This is a genomic window from uncultured Psychroserpens sp., from assembly GCF_947494225.1.
Taxonomy (GTDB): Bacteria; Bacteroidota; Bacteroidia; order Flavobacteriales; family Flavobacteriaceae; genus Psychroserpens.
On sequence record NZ_CANLUG010000008.1, the window covers coordinates 159,113 to 171,943 of the forward strand.

At 37.0% G+C, this 12,831-nt stretch carries 9 protein-coding genes; all 9 read left to right on the plus strand.

The genetic code is table 11. The features are described 5' to 3' along the window. Positions 1-40 precede the first annotated feature (40 nt). Complete coding sequence (locus Q0893_RS17010; RefSeq protein WP_298903847.1) at positions 41-1,510, plus strand: CoA-acylating methylmalonate-semialdehyde dehydrogenase; 1,470 nt, start codon at positions 41-43, stop codon at positions 1,508-1,510. 55 nt (positions 1,511-1,565) lie between these two features. After that, entirely contained in the window at positions 1,566-2,900 is a 1,335-nt protein-coding gene (locus Q0893_RS17015; protein ID WP_299277919.1) for an aminotransferase class III-fold pyridoxal phosphate-dependent enzyme, read from the plus strand. A 3-nt stretch (positions 2,901-2,903) separates the two neighbouring features. Further along, entirely contained in the window at positions 2,904-4,589 is a 1,686-nt protein-coding gene (locus Q0893_RS17020; protein ID WP_298903845.1) for an NCS1 family nucleobase:cation symporter-1, read from the plus strand. A gap of 1 nt (position 4,590) precedes the next feature. Then, on the plus strand, positions 4,591-6,105 hold the full coding sequence (locus Q0893_RS17025) for a sodium/proline symporter (protein WP_299277922.1): 1,515 nt from the start codon (positions 4,591-4,593) through the stop codon (positions 6,103-6,105). 49 nt (positions 6,106-6,154) lie between these two features. Then, positions 6,155-7,540, plus strand: coding sequence for a dihydropyrimidinase (gene hydA, locus Q0893_RS17030; RefSeq protein ID WP_299277925.1), 1,386 nt, complete (start codon positions 6,155-6,157; stop codon positions 7,538-7,540). 11 nt (positions 7,541-7,551) lie between these two features. Further along, positions 7,552-8,418, plus strand: a complete 867-nt coding sequence (locus Q0893_RS17035) for a nitrilase-related carbon-nitrogen hydrolase (RefSeq protein ID WP_299277928.1) — start codon at positions 7,552-7,554, stop codon at positions 8,416-8,418. Positions 8,419-8,421: 3 nt separating this feature from the next. After that, positions 8,422-9,744, plus strand: coding sequence for an FAD-dependent oxidoreductase (locus Q0893_RS17040; RefSeq protein ID WP_298903841.1), 1,323 nt, complete (start codon positions 8,422-8,424; stop codon positions 9,742-9,744). Between the two features lie 93 nt (positions 9,745-9,837). Next, positions 9,838-11,172, plus strand: a complete 1,335-nt coding sequence (gene preA, locus Q0893_RS17045) for an NAD-dependent dihydropyrimidine dehydrogenase subunit PreA (protein WP_298903840.1) — start codon at positions 9,838-9,840, stop codon at positions 11,170-11,172. 106 nt (positions 11,173-11,278) lie between these two features. After that, positions 11,279-12,817 (plus strand): YifB family Mg chelatase-like AAA ATPase, encoded by a 1,539-nt coding sequence (locus tag Q0893_RS17050; RefSeq protein WP_298903839.1) that lies wholly within the window; start codon positions 11,279-11,281, stop codon positions 12,815-12,817. The last annotated feature ends 14 nt before the right edge of the window (positions 12,818-12,831 follow it).

Consider the following 12,831-nt stretch of genomic DNA (forward strand, 5'->3'; position numbering starts at 1 on the left):
TTTTTTGTTTAAATATTAATAAAATTAATCTGATAAGCTGATGATGAATGTGAGTGATACACTTTCCGAAGTAAAAAATTATATTAACGGTAAATTTGAAAGAAATGGACAAAATTCAATGGATGTTTTAAGTCCGTTAGATGGTAGTAAAATTTCTTCAATACCAATGTCTACAACTCAAGATGTTGATGCTGCAGTGAAAGCGGCACAGAACGCATTTCCCAAATGGTCAGGAATGACCTTTAAAGAACGTGTTCAAATATTCTTTAGATATAGAAATCTATTAGAGCAACACATTGACGAACTTACAAATTTAGTACAACTCGAAAACGGTAAAACCTATGGTGAAGCCAAAGCAGAGGTTGAGAAAAGCATGGAGTTATGTGAATTTGCCGTGTCTATGCCTCAAATTGTTGTTAATGAAGTACAAGAAGTGAGTAAAGGTGTAGAATGCCGAATAGAACGCAAACCTTTAGGAGTTGTGGCGTCTATTACACCCTTTAACTTCCCTAATATGGTGCCGCACTGGACGATTCCTAATGCCTTGGTTTTAGGAAACACCATGGTTATGAAACCATCAGAATTGGTACCATTAAGTACCGTTCGAATGGCAGAACTTCTTAAAGAAGCTGGGCTTCCTGATGGTGTTTTTAACATTGTAAATGGAGGCAAAGATGTCGTTGAAGCTATTTGTGATCATCCAAAAATTGAAGCAGTTTCATTTGTAGGATCTACAAAGGTTGCTAAAATTGTATACAAAAGAGCAACGTCTAATTTGAAACGTTGTGTGGCTCTTGGTGGCGCTAAAAACCATCTTTTAGTATTGCCTGATGCAAATCCAGAAATGACTGCATCTAATGTAGTGGCTTCTATGTCTGGTTGTGCAGGACAACGTTGTATGGCTGCCTCTGTAATGGTTGGCGTAGATAAAGTGCAGCACATTATTGATCGTATGGTTGATGAGGCTAAAACCATTGTTCCTGGTGATAATCTGGGTTCTGTTATAACGGCAGAAGCTAAAGAACGTATCGAAGGTTATATTGATGAAGCTGAAAGAAACGGGGCTAAAATATTAGTAGATGGACGCCATGCCACAGTGCCTGGTAAGGAGGGCGGTTTTTATGTTGGACCTACAATTATAGATTATGTGACAACAGATATGTCTGTAGCTCGGGAAGAAATTTTTGGTCCAGTCATTTCAATTATTCGCGCTAAAGATTTAGATGAAGCGATTAAAATTGAAAACGGTTCTAATTATGGAAATGCCGCTGCCGTCTTTACCCAAAGTGGAGGCTTGGCTAAACAAGTAATGGAGCGCGCAAGCGCTGGAATGATTGGTGTTAATATTGGAGTTCCAGTGCCTCGTGAACCTTTTTCTTTTGGTGGTTGGAACGAATCTAAATTTGGTGTAGGTGACATTACTGGTCGTAGTTCAATCGAATTTTGGACACAAAATAAAAAGACCACAACGAAGTGGAACCCTGAAGCACAAACCAATTGGATGAGTTAATTAAATTGTTAAAATAAATTATTTTAACTCATTGTTAATCAATATTTTACATTTAATGAATAATAATCAAATTATAAAAGATAATTTAGATTACACTTTATTTTCTTGGGGAAAACAAGGTGGGCTAAATCCAATAAATGCATCTCATGCAAAGGGCTCATATGTGTATGATAGAGATGGTAAAAAATACTTAGACTTCACATCTCAACTAATGAATGTCAATATTGGACATGGTGATCAACGAATTACAGAAGCTGTGGCTAGACAAATGAAAGAGGTAAGTTATGTTTATCCTGGAATGGCTACAGATGTGAGAGGAAAACTTGGAAAAAAAATTGCAGAGATTACACCTGGAAACTTAACAAAAACATTCTTCACTCTTGGAGGAGCAGAAGCCATTGAGAATGCAATTAAATTGGCTAGAATGTATACAGGGCGACATAAAATTATTACGCACTATAGAGCATATCATGGCGCAACTTATGGTGCAATTACTGCAGGAGGAGATCCTAGACGATTTCCTGTTGATAGTCAGGCCATGCCTAATGTAGTGCATGTAGAAAACCCTTATGCTTACCGTTGTCCATGGAATTCTTCTTCAATGCAAGAATGTGGAGAAAGGGCATTAGCGCATTTAGAAAGGGTCATTCAATTTGAAAACCCCGATAACGTTGCGGCTATACTATTTGAAGGCGAATCTGGTTCTTCAGGATGTTTAAAATATCCTCCTATGTACTTAAAACGTGTTCGTGAACTTTGTGATACCTATGGTATTATGATGATTGATGATGAGGTCATGAGTGGTTTTGGACGTACTGGTAAAATGTTTGGAATTGATCATCATGGTGTGACACCAGATTTTATGTGTCTTGCTAAAGGATTGACTTCAGGATATTTACCGTTAGGCGGACTTGTAGTAACCGATGAAATTGCAGAATATTTTAATGAGGTTCCTATGACAATTGGACTAACATATTCAGCGCATCCAACACTATGTGCGGCCGCTCTAGAAAATATACGAATTATAGAAGAAGAAGACTTAGTTAATCGTGCCGCTGAAATGGGACAATACATTGAAACGGAAGTGGAAAAATTAAAAATGAAACATCCGTCAATTGGTGACTTTAGAAATACAGGATTATTAGGTTGCATAGAACTCGTTAAAAACCGAAATACTAAGGAACCCACAACACCTTGGAATGCTAAGCCAAGTGAAATGGAACCAACACTTAGGATGGCTTCAAAAATTAGAGAATTAGGAATGTTCACATTCGTAAGATGGAATTGGATTTTTATTGCTCCTCCTTTAAATGTAACCAAAGAGGAAGTAGATGAAGGTTTAAAAATTATTTCTCAAGCTATTGCTATTGCTGACGAATACTGTAATTAATTTATGAGTAAAGATATAGTAGAATTACAAGAAGACGTTTCTAGTTCGCCTTTATATAGTAAAGATCTTGCACCTGTACCACTAAATCAAAGAACCTGGAGTAAATGGCATTTGGCCGCTATTTGGGTTGGTATGGCTGTTTGTATTCCTACATATCTCTTGGCTTCATATATGATTAAAACGGGTTTAAATTGGATTGAAGCACTCTTAATCATTGGTGTAGCAAATTTAATTATTACCATTCCAATGGTACTTAATGGACATGCTGGTGTAAAGTATGGTGTGCCCTTTCCTGTAATTGGGAGATCGTCATTTGGAATTAAAGGCATTCATATTCCTTCTGTAATTAGAGGTTTGGTTGCCTGTGGATGGTTTGGTGTCAATACTTGGTTGGGTGGAATGGCGATGTATTCAATATTTATTGCTATTTCAGGGACTGAAGCGGCAATCGGGCTTTCTGTCGGTCAGTTCGTGTGTTTTGGAATCTTTTGGCTTTTTAATATGTTTTTCATTTGGAAGGGAACAGAGAGCATCAAGTGGCTGGAAGAATATTCTGCTCCAATTCTCATTATAATGGGCTTAATATTAATTGGATGGGGATATTCGAACGCTGGTGGATTTGGAATTGTATTAGAGCAAGGAAAACAATTAGAAGTTCCGGTTGCTGAAATTTATCATAATGAACAAAGCGCCAAAAATAACTTCATACATATTAATCCAATTAAAGATAAACAAGGTGTTGCCAAAGCAAAGGAATACCAACTGATATTGAATGGAAATGGGTTAGGTTGGAACAGGCTTTCTGAAACAGATGTGGCAATTGGAGAGGTTAAGACAAGCGATACCTATGAGATTCAATTAAGAAATGATGTAACAACATCTTCAATTGCAAGTGTATCAACAAGAGTAGATAAGGCTTCTTTTGGAAGTAAAATTTGGAAATATCTTATTTGGTTGACCGCAATGCTTGGATTTTGGGCAACTATGTCTTTAAGTATTGCCGATATTACAAGATATTCGTCATCACAAAAAGCTCAAGTACAAGGTCAATTTATAGGCTTGCCTGGTACAATGATGTTATACTCATTTGTTGGCATTTTTGTAACCTGCGCGGCAGTAATAAATTTTGATGACATTCTAATAGCTAACGATGCGCCTTGGGACCCCATTGCTTTACTTGCAAAGTTTGATAGTGTTTGGGTTGTGGTAATTGCTCAAGTTTTTATGATCATAGCTACATTAAGTACAAATATTGCAGCAAATGTAATTGCACCAGCAAATGCGTTTTCTAATATATTTCCTAAAAAAATAAGTTTTAGAGGTGGAGGTTTTATTACTGGAATCATAGGAATTTTAATTTTTCCGTGGTTATTGCTAAATGAGATTCAAGGTTTGCTAATTGATGTTAGTGCTGTTTTGGGACCTGTTTTGGCAATTTTAGTTTGTGATTATTACCTCATTAGAAAGAAACAAATTCAAATTGTAGACCTCTATAAGGAAGACGGAGTTTATGCATATGGAGGAAGCGGAATAAATAAAGCTGCAATTTTCTCATTAATTATAGGAGCATTTGTTGCAATAGGCGGAAAATGGATTCCTGCAATGAGTTCCCTTTATGCCATTTCATGGTTTTCAGGGTTTATAATTTCATTTGTGTTGTACTATCTATTAATGAAAAAAAAGCGTTAGGATGATTACGAAATACATCATATTATTCCTTTATTTTTCAATTCTTTTTTTAATTGGATACGTTGCCTCTAAAAAAATTAAAACGACCAAGGATTATTATGTAGGTGGAAAAAAATTAAACTTTTGGGTTGTTGCTTTTTCGGCAAGAGCTACAGGAGAATCGGCTTGGTTGCTATTAGGACTTACCGGTTTAGGAGCCATGGTTGGTGTTTCGGCTTTTTGGGTTGTGCTTGGAGAAGTAATTGGAGTAACAGTCTCCTGGTTTTTTATGGCCGAAAAATTCAAAAAGCTCTCCGATGGTTACAATTCAATAACAATCCCAGATTATCTAGTAAGTCGATTTAAATCTAAAACGAATACACTGCGAATTGTTGCAGCAACAGCTTTGTCATTATTTGTCATCATTTATGTGAGTGCCCAAATTGATGCTACAGGTTCTGCTTTTGAATCATTTCTAGGTTGGAATTATTTTACAGGAGCAATCGTAGGCTTTTTTATTGTTTTAACCTATATTTTTTCGGGCGGTTTTGTGGCTGTTGCTTGGTCTGATTTATTTCAAGGACTTATCATGCTTTTAGGGTTGGTTGGATTACCATTGGTTGCTTATTATTCAATATCCTCCGATGTTTCAATCACCCAGGGATTACTAGCCTTAGACCCTTCGTTTTTAAATATTTGGGGTGAAGGTGGCTTTAACCTTATAAATTTCTTTACGATATTAGGATTTTTATGCATTGGCTTAGGTTTTTTGGGATCTCCTCAGTTGTTCGTGAGATTTATGTCTATAAAGAGCACTGCCGAAATAAAAAAAGGAAGATGGGTGGCTGTAGTTTTTACGATACTAACAGATTCTTGTGCAGTACTTATTGGGATTTTTGGACGGTATCTTCTAACATCTGTAGATGCAGATCCAGAAGTGGTTTTAGGTAATGGTGCACAAAATGTGCTTCCTCTTTTGGTCGAAAGAATAATGCCACTTACTTTAATTGGAATCTATATAGCAGCGGTTTTATCGGCAATCATGTCTACTATAGATTCGTTGCTGGTTGTTGCTTCTAGTGCGATATCTAGAGATTTTTATCAGCAAATATTTAAACCCAATAAAACTGAAAAACAGCTCGCTAGAACATCAAAAGTTATCACATTTTTATTAGCAATATTCGCTCTATTAATAGCAATGCTTGTGGCCGTCACAACACCAGAAAGAACAATTTTTTGGTTTGTTATTTTTGGTTGGTCTGGCATTGCAGCCACGTTTTGCCCGACTATTATTTTATCGTTGTTTTGGAAAGAGTTCAATGAAAAAGGTGCAATTGCTTCTATGATAACTGGCTTTTTATCAGTTCCCCTTTTCAAGTTCGGATTTACCTCTTTGGAAACAATAGGCGTCTATTTCGAGAAACTTGGGGAATTAGGACCATCATTTGTTTTGGCAATAATCGTTGGAATTGTTATAAGCAAAATTTCAGCCAAGAAAGAACCAATAAGTCAGGGAAATAGTGACAATACTAATTAAAAACACGTAAATTTAAGACAAAGATTAATTTATAAAAGCAATACTGAAAATGTCAATTTTAATAAAAAATGGTCGAGTTGTTACTGCATCAGAAACTTATATTGCTGATGTATATACCGAAGATGAGAAAATAGTTGCTATTGGAAAAGATTTAAATTATCAAGCAGATAAAGTGATTGACGCCACCAACAAACTGGTGTTTCCTGGTGGGATTGATCCGCACGTACATCTTGATATGCCATTTATGGGCACATATTCTAGTGATGATTATGAAACGGGTACAAGGGCGGCATTGCATGGCGGTACAACTATGGTTATAGATTTTATATTGCAAACTCAGGGTGATACGCTTCACAATGCATTAAAGACTTGGCAGCAAAAATCAAATGGAAAGGCTATTGGAGACTACTCATACCATATGGCTGTGACCGATTTTAATACTAATGTAGCCAAAGAAGTTATAGACATGATTGAGAATGAAGGGATTTCTTCTTTTAAAACGTTTATGGCTTATAAAGGTGCATTAATGATTGATGATGGTCAAATGGTGCAACTCATGAAGGTTGTAAAAAAACATGGTGGTTTGGTAACAGTGCATGCTACTAATGGTGATATGATAGATTCGTTAATCGCTAAAAATAGAGCGCAAGGAAACTTATCGCCATTGTATCATTATTTGTCCCAGCCAGAAGTAACCGAGGCCGAAGCATCCGCACGTTTTGCTGATATGTTAAACTATACAGGCTGTCCAGGTTATATTGTTCATATGACATGCGAAGGTGCTTTAAACGCTGTTAGAAAAGCAACCCAACGTAATCAGAAGGTTTTTGTAGAAACTTGTACACAATATTTAATGCTTGACGCATCGCTCTACGAAAATGACTTTGAAGGTGCAAAATGGGTTATGAGCCCACCTTTACGTGAAAAGAAAGATCAGGAAGCACTTTGGTCAGGAATTAATCAGGGTTTGGTTCAGGTGGTAGGAACAGATCATTGTCCTTTTATGTGGGAACAAAAGAAAATGGGTAAAGATGATTTTTCAAAAATACCTAATGGGCATCCAGCTATTGAGCATCGTATGGAATTATTGTTTTCCGAAGGTGTACATAAAGAAAAAATTTCACTAACTAAATATGTTGAAGTAAGTTCTACGAATGCAGCAAAAATCTTTGGTATGTACCCTAGAAAAGGAACGATAGCTATTGGCAGTGATGCAGATATCGTCATATTCGATCCTAAGAAGGAACATACTATTTCAGTCGAGACCCACCATATGAACTGTGATTACTCAAGTTATGAAGGTCAAAAAGTCACGGGAAAAACGGAAACGGTAATTTTAAGAGGGCAAGTCGCTATTGAAAATGAAGAATGCCTTTTAAGTGCAGGGCACGGACAATTTATTCCACGAGGAAAAACATCAAAAACAGTAATTTAGAAAGATATATTATGCCAAGAAAAGTAAAGTCAGGATTGATACAAATGAGCCTTCCAATGACGGAAGGAGAAGGAACCATTCAAGAAATTATGGATGCAATGTATGATAAGCATATTCCATATATTGAAGAAGCAGGACGACAAGGGGTTCAAATATTATGCTTGCAAGAAATATTCAACACGCCGTATTTCTGTCCAGGACAAGATAAAAAATGGTATGAATCTGCAGAGCCGGTTCCTGGTCCAACAACTGAAAAAATGCAAGTATTAGCGAAGAAACATAATATGGTAATTGTAGTACCAATTTATGAAAAGGAATCACCTGGTGTGTTGTATAATACAGCAGCAGTAATTGATGCTGATGGAACCTATTTAGGTAAGTATAGAAAAAATCATATTCCACATACAACAGGGTTTTGGGAAAAGTTCTTCTTTAAACCTGGAAATATGGGATACCCAGTGTTTCAAACTAAGTACGCTAAAGTTGGTGTTTATATCTGCTATGATAGGCATTTTCCTGATGGAGCAAGAGCCTTAGGCTTAAATGGAGCAGAAATCGTTTATAATCCGTCGGCAACAGTGGCTGGATTGAGCGAATATCTTTGGAAATTGGAACAACCTGCTCATGCGGCGGCTAATGGTTATTTTATGGGATGTATAAATCGTGTTGGTGAAGAGAAACCATGGAACTTAGGAAAGTTTTACGGACAATCCTATTTTGTGGATCCCAGAGGACAAATATTTGCTGAGGCATCACGCGATGATGACGAATTGCTCGTTGCCGAATTTGATTTAGATCTTATAGAGGAAGTAAGATCTATATGGCAATTTTTTAGAGATAGACGCCCAGAAACTTATGGTAGATTAACAGATTTATAGAATATGGCAGAATATAAAAGACCAACAACAAAAGCGGAATTCGATAAGAATTTCAAACAGAAGAAACCCTTAATGAACGATACTGAGGCGTATTACGAAGCATCACGTTGTTTATTTTGCTATGATGCACCATGCGTTCAAGCATGTCCTACAAGTATCGACATTCCATTGTTTATAAAGCAAATCCATACAGATAATATTACTGGAGCATCTAAGACCATTTTTGATGCTAATTGGTTAGGTAATGCATGTGGTGTTGTATGTCCAACAGGCGTATTGTGTGAAGGTGCTTGCGTATATAATCATCAAGATGTGCCTCCAATTCAAATAGGTAGACTTCAAAATTATGCTACAAATACATCAATAGATTCCAAAAAAGAGCTATTTAAGGCAGGTCAATCTAATGGTAAAAAGATCGCAGTTATTGGGGCTGGACCAGCAGGAATTGCATGTGCTTGTGAAGCCCGCACTTTAGGTTATGATGTAGATATTTTTGAAGCTAAAGAAAAACCATCTGGATTAACAGTTTATGGTATTGCGCCTTATAAGATTACAAATGAAGAAGTCTTGAAGGAAGTTGCATATCTGCAAGATCAACTGGGGTTTCATATTAAATACAATAATGCCATTACGTCAAAAAATGAATTGGCAGCGCTCGAAACGAAGTATGATGCTATTTTTATTGGTGTTGGTTTAGGAGCAACGCGACATTTAGGATTGGATGGGGAAGATAAAAAAGGCGTTGTTGGTGCGGTTGAGTTTATTGAAGAATTGAGAATGAAGCATCACGAGGTTAAAGTGCCTGCCAAAGTTGTTGTTATTGGTGGTGGAAATACGGCTATGGATGCTGCTTCCGAAGCCGCTAGAATGGGAGCACGTAAAACAGTTCTGGCTTATAGAAATTCTAAAGAAAACATGGGAGCTTATGGTTTTGAATATGACCTCGCGATTAGTGCTGGTGTTGATAGTTTGTTTAATGTGACACCAATTGCAATTGTAGGTAATGGAACTGTTGAAGGTGTAAAATTTGCTAAAACAGAACTCATTGAAGGTAAGCTACAAACGAATATGAATAACACATTTGTTGTACGTTGTGATCTGGTTATTAAGGCTACTGGACAGGCAAAACAAGGCCACTTGTATAGCTTAATAGATGGCCTAGACATAGATAATAAAACTAGAATTATAATTAACAATGAGTTTCAAACATCAAATCCCCAGTATTTTGCTGGAGGAGATGCTATAAATGGAGGAGCTGAGGTTGTTAACGCTGCGTACGATGGAAAAATGGCTGCTCAAGGCATTCACAATTGGTTAAACAAATAGAATAAGGATTGTCATTCGATATTTGATATGGAATAGACACACATAATAATATAGATTTCTGCTTTCGCAGGAAAGTCAAAAGAAGCAAATAATATGATTGATTTATCAATAAATTTCGGAGGAATAAAAGCACCAAACCCTTTTTGGTTAGCGTCGGCACCACCAACAAACTCAGGCTATCAAATTATGAAAGCATTTGAAGCGGGTTGGGGAGGAGCTGTATGGAAAACTTTGGGCGTTCCAGTTGTGAATGTTTCAAGTCGCTATGGTTCTGTGAATTATAGAAATACCAGAATGATGGGTTTCAATAATATTGAACTTATTACAGATAGACCTTTGGCCGACAACTTAAGAGAAATTGAAGAGGTTAAAAAATATTTCCCTGACCATGCGGTTATTGCGTCTTTAATGGTAGAAAGCAGAGCCGAATGGGAACAAATTATAAAAGACGTTGAAAATGCCGGAGCAGACGGCATTGAACTTAATTTTGGTTGTCCACATGGAATGTGTGAACGCGGAATGGGTTCTGCAGTTGGTCAAGAACCAGATGTTTTAAAAACGATTGTTGGTTGGGTCAAGGAGGCTGCTAATATTCCTGTAATCACAAAATTATCACCAAATATTTCGCATATCACAGATCCTGGACTAGCTGCAGTTGAGGGAGGAACAGATTCTATTTCATTAATAAATACAATTAAGAGTATTGTGGGCATTGATTTAGACTCATATGCTCCATATCCTATTGTTGATGGTAAAGGAACTAATGGAGGTTACTGCGGACCAGCGGTTAAGCCTATTGCAATGCACATGCTTAAAGATTTAGCGCAACATCCTGAAATAAGTAAAGTGCCACTATCAGGTATTGGAGGTATTGAAACTTGGCGTGACGTTGTGGAGTTTATTTTACTCGGGGCAACTTCTGTTCAGGTGTGTACTGCAGTAATGCATTATGGTTTTGGAATAGTACGTGAAATGGAAGCAGGTTTGCGTCAATTTATGGAAGATAAAGGATACAATACTATTTATGATTTTGCTGGCAAGGCGTTGCCTAATGTAACCGAATGGAAACACTTGAATTTAAAACATAAAGTAGTTGCTGAAATAAATGCCGATAAGTGTGTTGGATGTGATCTATGTTATATTGCTTGTGATGATGGTGCACATCAGGCTATAGCACTATCTGATGATCCTACCAATAGGATTCCTAGTATCATTGAAGAGAACTGTGTGGGTTGCAATTTATGCTCATTGGTTTGTCCTGTTGAAGACTGTATCACAATGGTTAAGAAAGATGATGGTACACAGAGTATCACTTGGAATGAGCGTACGCTTAATGATGATATTCCTGTAAGTTTTGATGATGACAGAGCAGGAGGAAAAGGGCATTTTGTACCTGAACCTTCAGATGCGTTAAAGAAGAAGCGCTAAGTTATGAACCTGTAATTAATACTCTGAATTTACTGACTTTTATATTTTGATTTGATTTTGATATTTTGTGTAGAATATTTTCTATATTTAGAAAAATATTCTGTGTATGCTCAAAAAAGTTTTTGGTAGTGCTGTTTTTGGTGTTGAAGCCACAACAATAACCGTTGAAGTTAATGTCGATTCAGGTATTGGTTATCATCTGGTAGGTTTGCCTGATAATGCAATAAAGGAAAGTAACTTTAGAATTGCCGCTGCACTTCAAAATAACGGTTATAAAATTCCAGGAAAGAAAATAATTATCAATATGTCACCTGCCGATTTACGAAAGGAAGGATCGGCGTATGATCTTACTTTGGCCATTGGTATTCTTGTAGCATCCAAACAAATTAAAGCTGAGCATCTAGGTCGTTATCTCATTATGGGTGAATTATCCCTAGACGGAAATCTTCAACCTATTAAGGGGGCTTTACCAATTGCCGTAAAGGCTAAAGAAGAAGGGTTTAAGGGGTTTATTCTCCCTAAACAAAATGCAAAAGAAGCGGCTATTGTTGATGGCTTAGAAGTTTATGGAGTAAATACAATAAAACAAGTCATTGATTATTTTGATAAAAATATTGACCTAGAACAAACCATTATCAATACGCGTCAGGAGTTTTATAAAAACTTAGATTTTCCAGAATTCGATTTTAGTGATGTAAAAGGCCAAGAGAGTATTAAACGATGTATGGAAATAGCGGCTGCTGGAGGACACAATATTATTTTAATTGGTCCTCCTGGTGCGGGAAAAACAATGTTAGCCAAGCGACTACCTTCAATATTACCGCCAATGACATTGCATGAGGCCTTAGAGACGACTAAAATTCATTCTGTTGTTGGTCGTGTAAAAGCCCATACGGGCTTAATGGCGCAACGGCCATTTAGAAGTCCGCATCATACCATTTCTAATGTTGCCTTAGTAGGAGGAGGGAGTTACCCACAACCAGGAGAAATCTCGTTATCACACAACGGTGTTTTATTTTTAGATGAGCTCCCAGAGTTTAAAAGAGAGGTTTTAGAAGTGATGCGACAACCTTTGGAAGATAGAGAAGTGACTATTTCTAGAGCAAAATTTACCGTTACTTATCCGTCGTCATTTATGTTAGTGGCTAGTATGAACCCAAGTCCGGGTGGTTATTTTAACGATCCGAATGCGCCAGTCACATCTTCTCCTGCTGAAATGCAACGCTACTTGAGCAAGATATCTGGACCATTATTGGATCGTATAGATATTCATATTGAGGTAACACCTGTTCCTTTTGATAAACTATCTGATGACCGAAAAGGAGAATCTTCGGTAGAGATAAGAAAGCGTGTTACTCAAGCTCGAGTTGTTCAGACCATGCGCTTTGCAACCTCTAATACAGTTCATTATAATGCGCAAATGAACACCAAGCAGATTAGAACTTACTGCAAACTGGACGATGCTTCGCTTAGTCTTTTAAAACACGCCATGGAGCAGTTAAATTTATCAGCTAGAGCCTATGATCGTATTTTAAAGGTGTCGAGAACTATTGCCGATTTGGAAGCATCGGAAACTATTACAGGAGCTCACATTTCCGAAGCCATTCAGTATCGAAGCATGGATAGAGAAGGTTGGTTGGGTTAAGGGTTAAATTATGT